16 protein-coding genes and 1 tRNA gene are annotated in these 16,871 nt (G+C 62.9%); 6 read left to right on the top strand and 11 right to left on the bottom strand.

Annotation, left to right across the window (positions count from 1 at the left end; all coding sequences use genetic code 11):
• Both P8Q88_RS15030 and recJ read right to left on the bottom strand, forming a co-directional pair.
• Positions 1–72: transfer RNA gene (locus tag P8Q88_RS15030), tRNA-Glu, on the bottom strand.
• A gap of 82 nt (positions 73–154) precedes the next feature.
• On the bottom strand, positions 155–1,939 hold the full coding sequence (gene recJ / locus P8Q88_RS15025; RefSeq protein ID WP_278324672.1) for a single-stranded-DNA-specific exonuclease RecJ: 1,785 nt from the start codon (positions 1,937–1,939) through the stop codon (positions 155–157).
• 82 nt (positions 1,940–2,021) lie between these two features.
• Here recJ and P8Q88_RS15020 point away from each other — a divergent pair, with 82 nt between their 5' ends.
• From P8Q88_RS15020 to P8Q88_RS15010, 3 genes are all read left to right on the top strand, one after another.
• A complete protein-coding gene (locus P8Q88_RS15020; RefSeq protein ID WP_278324671.1) occupies positions 2,022–2,507 on the top strand; it encodes a flavodoxin family protein in 486 nt (161 codons plus the stop codon).
• 116 nt (positions 2,508–2,623) lie between these two features.
• Positions 2,624–3,424, top strand: a complete 801-nt coding sequence (locus tag P8Q88_RS15015; protein ID WP_278324670.1) for a hypothetical protein — start codon at positions 2,624–2,626, stop codon at positions 3,422–3,424.
• Between the two features lie 87 nt (positions 3,425–3,511).
• Positions 3,512–3,958, top strand: coding sequence for an AHH domain-containing protein (locus P8Q88_RS15010; protein ID WP_278324669.1), 447 nt, complete (start codon positions 3,512–3,514; stop codon positions 3,956–3,958).
• Here P8Q88_RS15010 and P8Q88_RS15005 read toward each other — a convergent pair.
• A complete protein-coding gene (locus P8Q88_RS15005; RefSeq protein ID WP_278324668.1) occupies positions 3,955–4,923 on the bottom strand; it encodes an NAD(P)H-dependent flavin oxidoreductase in 969 nt (322 codons plus the stop codon). The two genes, P8Q88_RS15010 and P8Q88_RS15005, sit on opposite strands and share 4 nt — an antisense overlap.
• Before the next feature lie 81 nt (positions 4,924–5,004).
• A complete protein-coding gene (locus tag P8Q88_RS15000) occupies positions 5,005–6,060 on the bottom strand; it encodes an amidohydrolase family protein (protein ID WP_278324667.1) in 1,056 nt (351 codons plus the stop codon).
• Positions 6,061–6,482: 422 nt separating this feature from the next.
• Here P8Q88_RS15000 and P8Q88_RS14995 point away from each other — a divergent pair, with 422 nt between their 5' ends.
• On the top strand, positions 6,483–7,361 hold the full coding sequence (locus tag P8Q88_RS14995; RefSeq protein ID WP_278324666.1) for a helix-turn-helix domain-containing protein: 879 nt from the start codon (positions 6,483–6,485) through the stop codon (positions 7,359–7,361).
• Between the two features lie 67 nt (positions 7,362–7,428).
• Here the strand turns inward: P8Q88_RS14995 and leuA are convergent, their stop codons facing one another.
• Positions 7,429–9,105, bottom strand: a complete 1,677-nt coding sequence (gene leuA, locus P8Q88_RS14990; protein ID WP_278324664.1) for a 2-isopropylmalate synthase — start codon at positions 9,103–9,105, stop codon at positions 7,429–7,431.
• Between the two features lie 226 nt (positions 9,106–9,331).
• On the opposite strand from leuA, the gene P8Q88_RS14985 reads away from it, so the two are divergent.
• Entirely contained in the window at positions 9,332–9,760 is a 429-nt protein-coding gene (locus tag P8Q88_RS14985; protein ID WP_278324663.1) for a PaaI family thioesterase, read from the top strand.
• Positions 9,757–10,884 carry an epoxide hydrolase family protein gene (locus P8Q88_RS14980; RefSeq protein ID WP_278324662.1) on the top strand — a complete coding sequence of 376 codons (1,128 nt, stop codon included), beginning with the start codon at positions 9,757–9,759 and terminating at the stop codon, positions 10,882–10,884. Before P8Q88_RS14985 ends, P8Q88_RS14980 begins: the two co-directional genes overlap by 4 nt.
• Here the strand turns inward: P8Q88_RS14980 and P8Q88_RS14975 are convergent.
• From P8Q88_RS14975 to ilvB, 6 genes are all read right to left on the bottom strand, one after another.
• Entirely contained in the window at positions 10,881–12,029 is a 1,149-nt protein-coding gene (locus P8Q88_RS14975) for an alpha-hydroxy acid oxidase (protein WP_278324661.1), read from the bottom strand. The genes P8Q88_RS14980 and P8Q88_RS14975 overlap by 4 nt on opposite strands.
• Before the next feature lie 42 nt (positions 12,030–12,071).
• Positions 12,072–12,716, bottom strand: a complete 645-nt coding sequence (locus P8Q88_RS14970; RefSeq protein ID WP_278324660.1) for a YceI family protein — start codon at positions 12,714–12,716, stop codon at positions 12,072–12,074.
• Positions 12,717–12,776: 60 nt separating this feature from the next.
• On the bottom strand, positions 12,777–13,370 hold the full coding sequence (locus tag P8Q88_RS14965) for a DUF6151 family protein (protein ID WP_278324659.1): 594 nt from the start codon (positions 13,368–13,370) through the stop codon (positions 12,777–12,779).
• 46 nt (positions 13,371–13,416) lie between these two features.
• Positions 13,417–14,451, bottom strand: a complete 1,035-nt coding sequence (ilvC, locus tag P8Q88_RS14960; RefSeq protein ID WP_278324676.1) for a ketol-acid reductoisomerase — start codon at positions 14,449–14,451, stop codon at positions 13,417–13,419.
• 95 nt (positions 14,452–14,546) lie between these two features.
• Positions 14,547–15,062, bottom strand: a complete 516-nt coding sequence (ilvN, locus tag P8Q88_RS14955) for an acetolactate synthase small subunit (protein ID WP_278324658.1) — start codon at positions 15,060–15,062, stop codon at positions 14,547–14,549.
• A gap of 12 nt (positions 15,063–15,074) precedes the next feature.
• Positions 15,075–16,823: a biosynthetic-type acetolactate synthase large subunit gene (gene ilvB / locus P8Q88_RS14950; protein WP_278324657.1), complete on the bottom strand. Its 1,749-nt coding sequence runs from the start codon at positions 16,821–16,823 to the stop codon at positions 15,075–15,077.
• Positions 16,824–16,871 lie beyond the last annotated feature (48 nt).

Genomic DNA, 16,871 nt, shown 5'->3' with positions numbered 1-16,871 from the left:
GACCCCTACGGGACTCGAACCCGTGTTTCAGCCGTGAAAGGGCCGCGTCCTAGACCGCTAGACGAAGGGGCCACATCGGTGGCGTGGCGGCGCACTTAAGCGGGGCGGGGCAGGGCGTCAACCCTCGATTGTCTGGCAATTGCATCGCAGAAGCTCAATCTGCCCAAGCGGCATCTTCCAGGTGCAATTCGGCCTGCGGTCGATCGCCCCAGTCGTCGATCTTCGCGCGCCCGGCCAGCCACAGCCGCCGCCCGCTCGAACCATGCAGCAGTGCCTGGCCCATATCGCTGTCGGCAGCGCGAAACGCGATACCCTTGAAGCTGCGCCCGTCGTCGCCAGCCGCGATCACTCGCACATGGTCGCTGCCGACGATATCGCATTTGACCAGGCGCACCGGCCCGACCGCAACCCTGGGGCCCGGCCAGCCGACGCCATAGGGACCGCCTTGCTCGAGTGACTGGACGAGGTCGGGCACCAGCCCGCCGGGTGCAACTGCAATGTCGAGGAGCATCTCACGGTCCGCAAAGGCGTGAGCGACCCGGCCCTGCAGCAAGCTGTCGATCCACTCGGCAAATTCATCAAGGCGGGCGGCATCGATCGTGAGGCCGGCCGCCATTGCATGGCCACCACCTGCCACCAGCAGGCCTTCGTCCTTGGCTTGGATGATTGCGGCACCCAGATCGACGCCTGATATCGACCGGCCCGATCCCTTGCCTTGGCCACTTTCATCGTCGAGTGCGATGACGAGCGAGGGCTTGCCGGTCTTTTCCTTGATCCGGCCAGCCACAATGCCGATGACCCCGGGGTGCCAGCCGCGCCCGGCCAGGACGTGGACAGCGCGGTTGTGCTGGCCAGCCAGTTGCGCCTCGGCCTCTTCCTGCACGGCCGCCTCGACTGCGCGCCGTTCATCGTTGAGCGCAGACAGCTGTGCCGCGATCTCTCGTGCTTCCTCCACGCATTGCGTCGTGAGTAGGCGCACACCGAGCGTCGACTCGCCGACACGCCCGCCGGCATTGATACGCGGCCCCAATGCGAAGCCGAGATCGCTGCAGACCGGTGCACGCTTGAGCCTGCTGGCGTCGAACAATGCCGCCATCCCGATATTCTCGCGCTTGGCCATCACCTTCAGGCCCTGCGCTACAAATGCCCGATTGAGGCCATGAAGTGCCGCGACATCGGCCACTGTGCCCAAGGCAACGAGGTCCAGAAGGGAGAGGACATTGGGCTCCGCGCGATCTGCGAAGAAACTACGCTGGCGGAGCGTCCTGACGAGTGCAACGCCGAGCAGGAAAGCTACGCCGACAGCTGCCAAATGCCCGTGCGAAGCAGCATCATCCGCTTCGTCTAGCCTGTTCGGATTGACTAGCGCGACGGTCTTGGGAAGCTCGGCCGAGCATTTATGATGATCGACCACGATGACGTCCACACCTGCATCGTGCGCCATTGCCAGCGCGTCATGTGCCATCGCCCCGCAATCTACCGTGACCACGAGGCTGCTGCCCTGATTGCCGAGCCGGACCAGCGCTTCGCCCGACGGGCCGTAGCCTTCGAGGAGGCGATCGGGGATATAATAGTCGGCTTCCAGCCCGAGTTCGCGGAGCAGCCTTATCAGCAGCGCGGAACTGGTCGCCCCGTCGACATCGTAATCGCCGTAGATGGTAACCTTTTCCTGGGCGAGGACTGCCTGTGCCAAGCGGTCCGCCGCCGTTTCCATGTCCCGAAATATCGAGGGGTCTGGCAAGAAGTTGCGCAGTGTCGGATTGCGATGGCGTTCGAGATCGTCGACAGGGGCACCGCGGGCCATCATCAGTCGGTCGACGATGTCGCGACCGGAAGCTGCTCCAGCGCTAAGATCCATGTTGCCGCCCCGCCAGCGCCAGGCGCGCCCGGTCAAAGAGCGTGACACGCCATAAACGTGGGAAAGCGCCTGCGAAGCCATGCCACTGCTTTAACGTGTGGTGCGCTTGCTGGGAACGGCGTGCGATTGACAATCGACAGGTGGCAGCGATGGTGTGTCGGCAATGGCATCATCGAAGCTTCTTATCGCATGGCATAGTCGCACCGGCACTGCGGAATCGCTCGCTCGGGCTGCGGCCGAGGGGGCCGGCGGTCGCGCTCACCTGATGAAGGCTGCCGATGTCATGCCCCCACATCTCCTCGAGGCTGGCGGATACCTGTTTGCATGCCCCGAGAATCTTGCGACGATGAGTGGAGCGATGAAGGAGATGTTCGACCGTTGTTACTACCCCGTGCTTGGCAGGATCGAGGGTCGACCCTACGCCACGATGATCGCTGCCGGGAGTGATGGGGAGGGTGCACAGCGACAGCTGGACCGGATTGCGAAAGGGTGGCGATTGAAGCGTGTCACCGAGCCGTGGATCGTCATCACCAACGCCCAGACGTCTAAAGATATCGCTGCACAGAAGACTGTTGAACCTATCGATCTGGAAAACGCCGCCACAATGGGCAAGGCGCTGGCCGAGGGGCTGGAGGCGGGCATTTTCTAAACAAAAGCAACCATATCGGATCAAATATCGGCGATCCGACTCGACAAGAGTCCGAGGTTGAAGGAAATAGCGCGGATTGTCGGGGGGACTGTTCGATAGTTGAGGGGTCGCGAAAGGTGGCGTCGGGTGAAACGCATGGATTGACGGCGGGCATAGCGCTGCTGTTCGATCCGGGCTGTCGTCCAGCCATTGCGGATTTTCGCGAAGACGTCCGTCAATTCGCGAGGACCTTTATCAGCCACGATCCGTCACTGGAGAATGGCATTGTGGCAGGGCAAGTGGAGGGCGGACGGCCATCGAGGCACGCAAACGAAAATTGGCTTGAACTTTTGCGGGACGGGCTGACCTTCGATCTTCTCGGCCTCGATCCCGGCCTCCCTGTGGACAGTGTGAGCGCACGTTTCCGCTTCGGCTCCATCTCGGCCAATGTCGAAGACGCGACCGAGGCCGTCGGCCTGTTTCCGGGGCCCCATCTGGTGAAGGGGGCACACACCGTGCCCGTTTTGCGCACTCTGATCGGTATCGCAGCAGACATTATCAGGACTTATGGCGCCGTGCGCGCCGTCATGTGGACACCTTCGCAATGCATCCTGGCGCCCGACCTTTTCGTCCAATTGGCGTCGGAGTGGCAGGACGGCGGACCATTTCCGGCGCCCGGCTTGGTGGGTTTCGATTTCGAATCCGATGGCGCGCTTGTAACTCATGGGCTTGCCTTTCTCGTGGGCCGGGAACTGCGAATAGAAACCGGCTTTGCGGGCAATCGGATCGAGGTATCCAGGTTAGGCTCACGGATTATCGACACACTTGTCGGCCATGCTCCCGTGGAATTCCCCCAGCGCTACTCATGGCCGGGCCTGCCTGAAGTCGTGCTGTCCGATGATCCAGAGGCAAAGCTCATCAGGGCTCAGCCATCCTGATTTGCGATGGCGGTCGCGCGGGCACATGATTTGATATCCAGACGCGCGAAATTGCCGTTTCGGTCGGTCAATCGGTCAGGTTCGCCAATGCATGATCCAGCGCTCCAGCGGCATCATCTGCTCCCGTGTCAATTGCTGATGCTCCCGTGCTTCAATCGGTTTTTCGATCACCTTGGGCTGGAGAGGATCGGCTTTGACGATTTCCGGCGCAACGGCCTATTGCTCCCGGCGCGGGAGGAAGCGGTGCGCAGGCTTGGAATGCCGCTGCACCGCGGGCCGCATCGCGACTATAATGCGATGGTCATCGAAAAGGTCGGACAAATCGAGGCAGTGTGGTCGAGGTCCCGAAGGCGCCGTGGCAATTCAGCCCATGCGGCAGCGCTCGGACGATTGGCGCGTCTGCAGGACCGCCTTCGGTTGCGCCTGCTCGACCGACGTGATCCTCTCCACCTCAATCGGCGCGACCCGCTGCGCGCGGAAGCGGATTTCAGCTCGCTCGATGCGCTGGCAGAGCAGCTTTGGCAGGAGGCCTAGGCGGTCGCTTCTGCCAGTGCAGCCTTCGCGGCTTCGTATTCGCGCTCCAGACGCGCCACTGTGTCCTCCACCGGGGCGCTCTCCTTGACAGTGCCGATGCCCTGACCCGAGCCCCAGATGTCCTTCCACGCCTTGGCCTTGGTATTGCCCCCGCTGCCGAAGTTCATCTTGCTCGGATCGCTTTCGGGGAGATTATCGGGATCGAGGCCTGAGGCTTCGATGCTCGAGCGCAGGTAGTTGCCGTGTACGCCGGTGAAGAGATTGGTGTAGACGATCCCGCTCGCATCGCCTTCGACGATGCCCTTCTTGTAGTTCTCATCAGCATTGGCTTCGGTGGCGGCTATCCAGGGCGAGCCAATGTAGGCGAAGTCCGCACCCAGCGCCTGCGCGGCCAGGATCGAGCGGCCGTGGGCGATCGACCCCGACAGCGCGACCAGTCCGTCGAACCAGCTGCGGATTTCCTGCATCAGCGCAAATGGGCTCAGCGTGCCCGCATGGCCGCCCGCACCGGCAGCGACCGGGATGAGGCCGCTTGCGCCCTTTTCGATCGCCTTCCTCGCGAAACGGTCGTTGATGACGTCGTGCATCGTGATGCCGCCCCACTTGTCGACCGCCTGGAAGACCTCCTCACGCGCGCCGAGCGAGGTGATGACCATGGGCACCTGCCATTTCGCGCAGGTCTGCATATCGGCATCGAGCCGATCGTTCGACTTGTGCACGATCTGGTTCACCGCATAGGGCGCGGCCGGGCGATCCGGATGGTCGCGATTGTGCGCGGCGAGTTCCTCGGTGATCTGGTGAAGCCATTCGTCGACCTGGCTCTGGGGCCGTGCGTTCAGCGCCGGGAACGCGCCGATGATCCCCGCCTTGCATTGCGCGATGACCAGTTCCGGCCCCGAGACGATGAACAGCGGCGAGCCGATGACGGGGATACGGAGCTTGTCGAACGGGGCGGGCAGGGGCATGCGGCAGGTCCTCTCGGGTCAGTTGCAGGTTGCGACCTATGGCGCGCAGACACGCTTGTCGAGATTGACGTTACGGAAGGGTCAGGCTGTGTGCAGGACGTGCTCAATGCCGTAGATTCGTGCAGCGGTGCCGGCGAAGAGTGCGTGCTTCTCATCCGCGCTATGGCCCTGCGCCAGCCGCTTGAAGGCGTTCCACAGCACCGGATAGCTCGCGCCCCAGCGGTCGACGGGATAGTTGCTTTCGAACATGCCGCGATCCGGTCCGAAGGCCTCTATGCAGGTCTCGATATAGGGCCGCCACAAGGCTGCCAGATGCTCCGACCCATGACCCTTGGCTGGGCCGTCTTCGGGCAAACCGCAGAAAGCCATCGCGAGCCCGCCCAGCTTGACCGCGACATTCGGGCATTCGGCCAGTGCGTGGATGGACTTGCGCCAGGTGTCGAAGCGCTCGTGCAACTTGCCGCGATAGCAGGCGATGTTGAGCGGCGTGCCGCAGTGGTCGAGCACGATCTGCTGGTCGGGGAAGGCCCTGGCCAGCTTCAGCACGTCGCCCAGCTGCGGCTCCAGCAGCCAGGCATCGAAGGTCAGTCCATGTTCGGCATAGGCGGCGAAGCCTGCGCGGAAGGCATCGGACCCGTAAAGCCCTTCCGGCGCGTGAAACGGCGGGCCGAGCACCTCCGGATCGGCGTCCCAGGCTGCGGCGTGGCGGATACCGCGAAAGCGCCCATTGCCCGCCGCGACCAGCGCTTCGATCACCGGTTTTACCGCATCGCCCAGCGTCAGGTCCGCGTGCCCCACGATCGCCGCGCACGGGCAGTAGTTGCCGTAGAGACCGCTCGCGCCTTGCGCCGCGACGCCGTTGACGAACTCTACCTCGCCCACCGGCTTCATCGCCTCGTCGCGGCTCGCGTCGTAGAAGGCGCCACATTCCATGAACACCGTGCCCACGACGTTGTGGCCCGAATGGGTGTCGGCATAAAGCTCGTCGAACGTGTAGTAGTCCGCGCCCGCGATCGCCTCGATGAAGTCGTGCCGCGGCTCCGGGAAAGCGGGTACCAGCGGGCGCAGGTCCCAAAGGTGGTGATGCGGGTCGATGATCGGCAGATCGGGTTCGAGGATCTCTTCGGTCGCACTCATGTCAGGCTCTCTCCACTCGTGCCGGCATCGTAGGGCCTGTGTTGGATAGCCCCCGTGCCAGTCCAGTCACATGGACCACATGGACCACAGTCCTGGCAAGGAAAAGCCGGGAGGCTTCTTCCACCCGTCATTGCGTGCTGGTTCTCCATGGAGAGCGGTCAAGGGTCATAGCCGCTTTCTAGGATCGCGCGAGCCTGTAGGAAACTCGGCTGATGCCACACGCTTCAAACGCGGACATTTCGGGCGGTGAGCGGCATGCGCTCGAGTTGCAGGCGCCTGCCTTCAACCCGCACTGCAATCCTTTGCTGGAAATACGCCTACCTGCTTAGTAGAGACGCCGTGCTAGTGGGTTCTCACAGGGGGGAGAGTTCGCGATTCTCGATACAGGCACCCGTCAAGACCGCGCAGTTACGGTCAGCTACGTGCTGCCTGCCGAACCCTTGCGTCGCTATGTTTCGACCTACTCCCTGACGATTGTCGATCCGGGCACACCGACGGTGTTCGATCAGGTCTATCCCGAATGGCCGAATATCCGCATGACTGCCGGAGGCGACATGGCCGCCTGCACTGGCCCCGGGCCATTGCGGACCTGCAATCCCATCTGTGCGATCGGGCCGACCAGTCACGCGACGCATTTCTCGCTCGCCCCGGGCCGATACTGGACAGTCAGCCTGCTGCCGCTTGGCTGGGCGAGGCTTGTTCGCTTGCCCGCGAGCGACTTTGCCGACCGCTGGGAGGTTATCGACCGCGAGAGCAGCTTCGCCGCCTTCGCGCCATTGCTCGGTTGTGACGCGGCTGACCGTTCGTTGCCCGACGTGGCGGCCCGTATCGACGCGCATTTGCTGGGTATGCTCGACCGTTCGGTGCGAAGGGAAGGGGACATACTCAAGGCGCACGACGCCTTGCTCGATCCCGAAATTACTTCGGTCAGCGCCTTCGCCGAGCGGAGCGGCATAGGGATACGCGCGCTTGAACGGCTGTCCCTGTCCGCTTTCGGATTTAGTCCGAAGTTGTTGTTGCGCCGCCAGCGGTTCCTGCGAAGCCTGGCGCGTTTCATGCTGGATCCCTCGCTGGAATGGAGCGACACGCTCGACAATCAGTATGTCGACCAAGCGCATTTCATTCGCGACTTCCGCCGCTTCATGGATACGACTCCAAGGGCTTACGCCACAGCGCCGCACCCGGTGCTGTGGGCTGCCGCGAAAGCGCGAGCGGAGATTGCCGGAAAACCGATGCAGGTGCTCCAAAGGCCAGACGATTCTTCCCGCGAACCCGGCTCACCTGCCGACCGGCAGCGATAGCTCCGCCGTCGTTGCGGGCAATCGCAGCCCGCGGCTGTCAGCTTCACGTATCGAAAAGGAGGACGTCCTAGCCTACGGCAGAATTGGCCGCGCTCAGCACCGCCCTGACGCTCGCGGTTGCGACGTCTTCGTCGATACCGCAGCCCCAGATGGTGCGGCCGTCGGCGTTGCGGCATTCCAGGTAGGCGGCGGCGCGGCTGTCGCGGCCAGTGGACAGAGCGTGTTCGGTATAGTCGACAATTTCCAGCGAGAGACCGAAAGCGTCTTCCAAAGTCGAGAGGACACTGGAGATGAGGCCGTTCCCCCGCCCGGAAACCGATCGTTCGGTGCCGTCGACAGCGATCGTGCCACTGAACAAGTGGGTGCCATCCGTCGCGCGGCGTTCCTCGTAATCGACTAGCTGGAAGTGCTTGTCCTGCGTCTGGACGTGATAGGCGTGCTGAAAGGCGCGCCAGATATCGGCAGCGTTGAGCTCGCGGCCCAGTTCGTCGGCCATGCGCTGGACATGCGGGCTGAAATCGGCCTGCATCTTCTTGGGCAGCTTGAGCCCCTGGTTCTGTTCGAGCACCCAGGCGAAACCGCCCTTTCCGCTCTGCGAATTGACGCGGATCACGGCTTCATAGCTGCGGCCGAGATCGGCCGGATCGATCGGCAGATAGGGTACGCGCCAGCGCGGGGAATTCTGGCTTTCGTGCGCGGCGAACCCCTTCTTGATCGCGTCTTGGTGACTGCCGGAAAAGGCGGTGTAGACCAGTTCCCCGCCATAGGGATGGCGCTGGTGGACCGGCAGTTCGTTGCAATATTCAACGGTCTCGATCACGCGGTCGATGTCGGAGAAATCGATCTTCGGATCAATGCCTTGCGTGTACATGTTGAGAGCCATGGTCACGAGGCAGCAATTGCCCGTGCGCTCGCCATTGCCGAATAGGCAGCCTTCCACCCGGTCCGCGCCGGCCATCAGCGCCAGCTCCGCTGCGGCGACGCCGGTTCCGCGGTCGTTGTGTGTATGCAGGCTGATCACCGCGCTTTCCCGATTGGGCAAGTTGCGGATGAAATACTCGACCTGGTCGGCATAGATATTCGGGGTCGCCGCCTCGACCGTGGCAGGCAGATTGAGGATGATCGGATGCTCGGGCGAGGGCGCGAGGACCTCCATCACAGCCTCGCAAACCTCCAGGCTGAAATCGAGTTCGGCGGTGGAGAATGTTTCGGGCGAATACTGGAAGTGCCAGTCGGTATCGGGCTGCTTGGCAGCCTCGTCACGCATGACCTTGGCGCCGTGCACCGCGATGTCCCTCACCTGATCCTTGCTCATGCCGAAGACCACTTCGCGCCACGCCGGGCTGACGGCGTTGTAGAGGTGGACGATGGCTTGTTTCGCCCCGGCCAGGCTGGCGAAGCTGGTGCGGATGAGGTCCTCGCGGCTCTGCGTGAGGACCTGTACGATGACGTCGTCGGGCACGCGGCCCGATTGCACGAGGCCGGAGATGAAATCGAACTCCGTCGCGCCCGCGCTGGGAAATCCGACCTCGATTTCTTTCACCCCAATCTCGACCAGCAGGTCGAAGAACCGGTTCTTCTTGTGCGCATCCATCGGGTCGACAATCGCCTGATTGCCGTCACGCAAATCGGTGCTGAGCCAGCGGGGCGGGGAAGTGATCGTGCGGCTCGGCCACTGGCGATGGGACAGGGGGACCTGCGGGAAGGGCGCGTATTTGGCGCTCGGGTTACGGAGCATTGTCATGGGAAAACTCGGTTGAGGTTGGACTAGGTTGGCTGCTTGGTCCCCTGGGCGCCTTGCGCGCCGCGGGTTGGCACGCCAGCAGTCACGCCCAGGGGCGGATAAGTCGCAGGGTCAGGCCGAGTGTTTTGTGCATGGCAGCCGATATGCTAACAAGCGATCAGGTTGTAAAGCAAAACAGTCTCGGGCATCGCAGGAAACTATATTGCGTGGGGAGGCTGGGGCAGCGATGCATCGCGAAAATCCGCTTTATCAAACCATGGGGCTGGTGCGCATCGTGTCGCTCGATCCCGACGGCAAGGCGCGGCTCGAATATGAGGCAAAGCCCGAGCAGTGCCATTCCGGCGGCGTGGTGCAGGGCGGGTTCATCAGTGGATGGATCGATGCCGCCATGGCGCATGCGGCCATTGCCAGGAATGGCGGCAGCATCGTGCCGATGACGCTGGAACTGAAGGTCAGCTATTTCGCGCCGACCCGGCCGGGGCTGGTCATTGCCGAGGCCTGGGTAGAACGTCACGGCAAGCGGACCAGTTTTTACGAAGGGCATTTGCTCGACGAGGAGGGCACGGTGTTGGCCAAGGCCACAAGCACCATCCTGCTCGCCGACATGCAGCGTGTGGTGGCGGCATCGCAGGCCGCGACCGGAGCCAATTCGTGAGCGCCATCCAGGAGTTTCATCTCGCGATAGACGAGGACGATCTGGTCGATCTTGCCACGCGGCTCGACCGGACGCGCTGGCCGGAGGAAGAGCCGGTTGACGACTGGTCGCAAGGCACGAAGCTGGCGGCGCTCAAGGAGCTCATCGCTTATTGGCGCATCGAATACGACTGGCGTCGATGCGAAGCGCGGCTCAATGCGATTGGCCAATACACGACCCAGATCGACGGCCTGGCGATCCATTTTCTTCATCGCCGCAGTTCGCGCGCCGATGCAATCCCGCTGGTCATGACGCATGGCTGGCCAGGGTCGGTGGTCGAATTTCTCGGCGTGATCGACGCGCTGGCCGAGCCAGCGGACACGAATGCACCCGCGTTTCATGTCGTTGCGCCATCGCTGCCCGGCTATGGATTCTCGGGCAAGCCGACAAGCACGGGCTGGGGTGTCGAACGCATTGCCAAGGCATGGACCGAGCTGATGCGGCGGCTCGGTTATTTGGAGTGGGTCGCACAAGGCGGCGACTGGGGCGCGGCAGTAACGACCGCGATCGGCCAGCTCGCGCCGGAAGGGTGCCGGGGTATCCACCTCAACATGCCGATCGGAAGGCCCGGGCCGGACGACATGCAGAGCGCCGACCCGAAAGTGCAGCGCGCCCTGCAGAGGCTCGGCTTCTACAAGCAATGGGATTCGGGATACTCCAAGCAACAGAGCACGAGGCCGCAGACCATCGGCTATTCGCTGGTGGATTCGCCGGTCGGTCTGGCGGCCTGGATCCTTGAAAAGGTCTTCTACTGGACCGACAATGGCGGATCGCCCTGGGATACGCTGTCGATGGACCAGGTGTTGGACGACGTCATGCTCTATTGGCTGCCCGCCACCGGCGCCTCGGCCGCGCGCCTCTACTGGGAAAGCTTCGGCAAGTTCGGCGAAGGCACTGTGGCCATACCTGCCGGGGCCAGTGCCTTCCCGAAAGAAATTCTGCCCGCGCCGCGCGAGTGGGTCGAGCGGAGCCTTTCCAACCTCGTCTACTGGAACGAGCTCGAGAAAGGCGGGCATTTCGCCGCGTGGGAGCAGCCGGACCTGTTCGTCGAGGAACTGCGCGCCTGTTTCGGAACGATGCCCTAGCGCCAGCGCAAGCGGTCAGGGGTCAGCTGGTGGATCGAGGTGACGCCCATCAGGCGCATGCCGCGCTCGATTTCCTCCTTCAGGATTTGCAACGCCCGCTCGACCCCCTCCTGCCCGGCGGCGGCCAGAGCATAGAGGTAGAGCCTTCCGCCCGACGCGGAGGTGGCGCCCGCGGCAAGGCTCTTGAGCGCATGCGTTCCACGCCGCACGCCGCCATCGAGCACGATTTCGATCTCGCCGCCGACTGCTTCGACGATTTCGCGCAGCTGGTCGAAGGGCGCACGGCTGCCATCGAGTTGCCGCCCGCCATGATTGGAAATCCAGATCGCATCCGCCCCGATCTCCACCGCGCGGCGCGCGTCGGCAGCGCTCATTACGCCTTTCAGCGCGAAGGTCCCGCCCCAGTCCTGCCGAATGCGCGCCGCGGTATCCCAGTCCATGCCTGTGTCGAGCATGGTGTTGAAATACTCCTGGATGCTGACCGCCTTGCCGGTGCCTTCCTGCACATACCCGTCGAGATTGGGGAGGCGGAACTTCGGCCCGAAAACATAGTCGAGCGTCCAGCGCGGCCGCGTGGCATAGCTCCATAGAGCGGACGGCGTGAAGCGCGGCGGCGTGGTGAAGCCGGAACGCAAGCACCGTTCGCGCTTGCCGGAAACGATCGTGTCGACGGTCAGCGCCAGCGCATCGAAGCCTGCCTGCTGGCAACGCTCGATCATGCTGGCGTTGAGGCCCCTGTCCTTGTGGACGTAGAGCTGGAACAGTTTGGGTCCGCTCGTAAGCGCGGCGATTTCTTCGATCGAATGGGTGGCGAGGCTGGAGATGCCGAACCACACGCCGAATTTTTCTGCGGCCAGCGCCACGGCCCGCTCGCCATCGCGATGAAACGCCCGCTGGAGCGCCGTCGGGCTAAGCATCAGGGGCAGCGCGCTTCGACGCCCCATGATCGTACAAGACATATCGATCTTGCCTACCCCAGCGAGGACATCGGGCACCAGATCGACCTCATCGAACGCGCTGGTGTTGCGCGCCTTGGTCAGCTCGTCATCGGCGGCGCCGTCGATATAGTCGAATACCGGCCACGGCAGCCGCGCTTTGGCCAGCTTCCGGAAATCGTCGATGTTATGGCAGTCGGACAAGCGCATCGCGCGTCTCGTGGCGGCTCGCGATGCGCTTGTCGAGTGGACTTACTGTCGTTCGAAGGCGGCGCTGATGTCGAGATCCACCTCGCTGCCGACCATCGGAGCCGCGTAATCGATGCCCCATTGCGTGCGGTCGATAGTGGCGCGGCCATGAAAGCCGACCGTCTGTGCCTCGCTCATCGGGTTCTGGCCCGCTCCGGTGAACTCGACCGCCATCGTCACGGGGCCGGTATTGCCATTCATCGTCAGCTGACCGGTCACTACGGCAGTCGTATCGCTCGTTTGCCGCACGGAGGTCGACACGAAGCGCGCCGCATCGGGATCGGGGCCGAAGAAGTCAGGCGCGCCCCCATCCTTGCCGGGGCGGAGCAAATGGTCGCGCAGCCCTTCGCTTGGCACGGCCACGCTGGTTATGGGGATGGTGATGTCGAACTCGGTCGAGGCGATGTCGGCCGGATCGAGCGTCATGGTGCCTTCGATATCGCCGAACAGTCCGAAATAGTCGTTGAAGCCGAAATGGCTGACGCTCCATTGCACCAAGGTGTGCGCCGGATCGGTCTTGTAAGTGCCAGCTTCGACCTGGCTCACGTCCATCGCACCCGGGATTTGCGGGCTCTCTTGGGCAGAAATCGAGGTTACGGCAAGAGTTGCTCCCGCAGTCAGGGCGAGGGCTAAGATCGGTTTCTTCACGCTTGGTCTCCGGTTTGCTCTTACAAGGAAACCGCGAGCCAAGCTGACGTTCCAAGAGGCTTATGTGTCCAGTTGCGCGCGCTCTTCGCTAGTCAGCCGTCGCGGCGTCGCAATCGGTTGCAGCGTCGACGGATCGAACAGCGGGTTTCGCCGCCGGTCGCCGGAAAAAACGTCCTTTACCAGCCGCTTGAAGAAGCTGCGCAGCAAAGCGGCCATCGACATGGGTTTCAGCCCATCCGTATCGCCCGGCGCGTCGGCAAGGTGCAGGTGACCACGTGGCTCGCCTAGCGCAGCGCGCCCCTCAGCGTTGCAATTTGCGAGGAGGATCGTCGTGTACGGCAGCTTGCCATTGGCGTAGGTGTTGAACAGCGGCGTGTCGCAACAGCTCGCATACCAGCGCAATGTAGGCTTATCGGTCATGTGCACGCCTGCCAGCCGGTCCTTGCCAGATTGGAACGACACGCGTGCGCATCGGGTCTGATAGAGCGCAGTGCCGCCTGCCTGCTCGAGAATGCGCTCCTCCGCGCCAAGCAGTTTCGGAACCGCCTGGCAATCGGTACAGTGGCAATAGACATAGTCGCCATGGCTTGGCCCGACATCGGCAATCGTGCCGGTGACGGTTCCGCAGGCGCAGGAGAAGGTCATGTCGGTCATGCGACGTTTCTTCTCCCGCTTCCGGCGAAAGTCATTTAGTTTTCGACTAGTTACGTTCCTTGTCGACCAGCTTGTTGGCGCCGATCCACGGCATCATGGCGCGCAACTGCGCCCCGGTCTGCTCGATCGGATGGGCCGCTGCGGCCTTCCGGCTTGCCTTCAGCTCGGGCTGGCCGGCCTGGTTGTCGAGCACGAAATCCTTGACGAAGCGGCCCGACTGGATGTCCTTGAGGACGCGCTTCATTTCGGCCTTGGTCTCATCCGTGATGATGCGCGGGCCGGTCTTGATGTCACCGTATTCGGCCGTGTTCGAGATCGAATAGCGCATGTTGGCGATCCCGCCTTCGTAGAGCAGGTCGACGATCAGCTTGGTCTCGTGCAGGCATTCGAAATAGGCCATTTCGGGCGCGTAGCCGGCCTCGACCAGCGTTTCGAAACCGGCCTGGATGAGGTGGGTGATTCCGCCGCACAGCACTGCCTGTTCGCCAAAGAGGTCGGTCTCGCACTCTTCTTTGAAATCGGTCTCGATAATGCCCGACCGGCCGCCGCCGACTGCGCTGGCGTAGGACAGCGCGAGCTGCTTGGCGAAGCCGTTGCCGCCCGACTGATTGCTCTCCTGGTGGACGGCGATGAGGCAGGGCACGCCACCGCCCTTGATATATTCGCCGCGCACCGTGTGGCCGGGCCCCTTGGGGGCGATCATGATGACATCGACGTCGCCGGGCGGGTCAATCAGGCCGAAATGGATATTGAGGCCATGCGCAAAGGCGAGGGCGGTGCCGGGGCGCATATTGCCCGCGACCTCGTTCGCGTAGATGGCCGCCTGATGCTCGTCCGGTGCGAGGATCATGAGGACGTCGGCCCACTCGGCAGCCTCGGACACGGTCTTAACGGTAAATCCGGCACCTTCGGCCTTCTTCGCCGTAGCAGATCCTTCGCGCAGCGCGATGACGACCTCGCCAACACCGCTGTCGCGCAGGTTCTGGGCGTGAGCGTGGCCCTGACTGCCATAACCGACGATGGCGACCTTCTTGTCCTTGATCAGCTGCTGGTCGCAATCGGCATCGTAATAGACTTGCATCATATCCCTCATTCGTCATCCCGGCGGACGCCGGGATCGGGTGCGGTTAGGCCGAACCCGGATGGAAAGCGATCCCAGCCTTCGCTGGGATGACTTTAGATTTTCTCCGCCCCGCGCATCATCCCCACGATTCCCGAGCGCCCGACCTCGACGAGCCCGAGTTCGCGCATCAAGGCGATAAAGCTGTCGATCTTGTCCGGCGCGCCGGTCAGTTCGAAGACGAAGCTCTGCGTCGTGGTGTCGACAACATTGGCGCGGAACAGCTCAGCGATGCGCAAGGCCTCGACGCGGTTGTCGCCCTTGCCTGCGACCTTAACCAGCGCAAGTTCGCGCTCTACGTGGGCGCCTTCCTCGGTCAAATCGATGACCTTGTGCACCGGCACCAGCCGCTCCAACTGCGCGCGGATCTGGTCGATCACCGGCTCTGGGCCATTAGTGACGATGGTAATCCGGCTGATCGCGTGATCTTCCGAAATATCGGCCACGGTCAGGCTGTCGATGTTGTAGCCGCGCGCGGTGAACATTCCGGTGATCTTGGCGAGGATGCCCGGCTCGTTGTCGACGATCACGTTGAGGACATGCCGTTCCGCGGCCTGTTCGGCGATTTTCATCAGATTGCGCCCCTACACCAAAGCCTTGGCTTCGTCGTCCATCGTGCCATCGACCTGATCGCCATACAGCAGCATGTCGGTATGCGCCGCGCCGCTCGGAATCATTGGGAAGCAATTGGCCTCCTTGGCAACCATGCAATCAACCATCACCGGCCCATCGTGCGCAAGCATGGCCTCGATGCCGGCGTCAAGCTGGCTTTCATCCTCGATCCGGATACCTTTCCAGCCATATGCTTCGGCCAGCTTCACAAAGTCTGGCAGGGAATCGCTGTAACTATTTGAATAGCGGCTTTCATAGGTCAGCTCCTGCCATTGGCGGACCATCCCCATATACTCGTTGTTGAGGATGAAGACCTTCACCGGCAGTCGGAACTGGCTTGCGGTCCCCAACTCCTGAATGTTCATCTGAATGCTGGCTTCACCGGCGACGTCGATAACCAGCGCGTCCGGATTGCCCAGCTGCGCGCCTATCGCAGCGGGCAGACCATAGCCCATCGTGCCGAGCCCGCCGGAGGTCAGCCATTTGTTCGGGCCCATGAAACCGAAGTACTGCGCCGCCCACATCTGGTGCTGGCCGACTTCGGTCGTGATGATCGGATCGCGATCCTTCGTGAGCGCGAACAGCCGCTCGATGCTCTTTTGCGGCATGATCGCGTCGCGGCGGTCGGGATAGGCGAGGCAATCGCGCGCCTTCCAGCCGAGAATGCGGGCCTTCCATTCGCTGAGGTCGCGCGGTTTACGAGCCTTGAAGCCCTCAAGCAATTGGTCGAGCACATGCGCGCAATCGCCGACGATACCGAGATCGACGGGCACGATTTTGTTGATCTGCGCACGGTCGATGTCGATGTGGATTTTCTTCGCCTGCGGAGCGAAGGCATCGAGCCGGCCGGTCACACGGTCGTCGAAGCGCGCGCCGATCGCCACGATGAGATCAGCCTTGTTCATCGCCATATTGGCTTCGAACGTGCCGTGCATACCCAGCATGCCGAGCCAGTCCGGATGGTCGGCGGGAAAAGCGCCAAGACCCATCAGCGTACTGGTGACGGGAGCATCGGTTACCGCCTGCAATTCGCGGAGCAGGTCCGTCGCGCCCGGACCGGCGTTGATCACGCCGCCGCCGGTATAGAACACCGGACGCTCCGCCGCGGCAAGCATCTCCACGGCCTCGGCAATCTCGTCCGCCGCGCCGACCATCCGGGGCTGGTAGCGATGCGAGGGCAGGGGCGTTTCGTCCTGATCTTCCCAATTGGCGAGGGCAATCTGAACGTCCTTGGGAATGTCGACCACGACCGGTCCGGGGCGGCCGGTAGTGGCAATACGAAACGCCTCTTCGATCGTCGCGCGCAGGCGCTCGGGATCTTTCACAAGGTAGTTGTGCTTGGTGCAGTGGCGCGTGAGGCCGACGGTGTCGGCTTCCTGGAAGGCATCCGTGCCAATGAGCGCCGTCGGGACCTGGCCGGTGATGACGACCATTGGAATCGAATCCATATAGGCGTCGGCGATACCGGTCACGGCATTGGTCGCTCCCGGGCCGCTGGTCACCAGCACCACCCCGGGCTTGCCGGTCGAGCGCGCGTAACCTTCCGCCGCATGCGCAGCGCCGGCTTCGTGGCGGACAAGGATGTGGCGAATATCCTCGTCTGCGAAGAGCTCGTCATAGATCGGCAGGACCGCGCCGCCGGGATAGCCGAATACGAATTCGACACCCTGCCGCTTCAGGCATTCGATCAATATGGCCGCACCGCTGCGCTCGGTCGTCACGTTGTCCTCCTGCCGTTTCGGCAAGTTGCAAAGGCAAAAATCGGCCCG

The sequence above is a fragment of the Qipengyuania marincola genome (genome assembly GCF_029688625.1).
GTDB lineage: Bacteria > Pseudomonadota > Alphaproteobacteria > Sphingomonadales > Sphingomonadaceae > Qipengyuania.
This window is presented reverse-complemented; position numbering and strand designations above follow the sequence as displayed.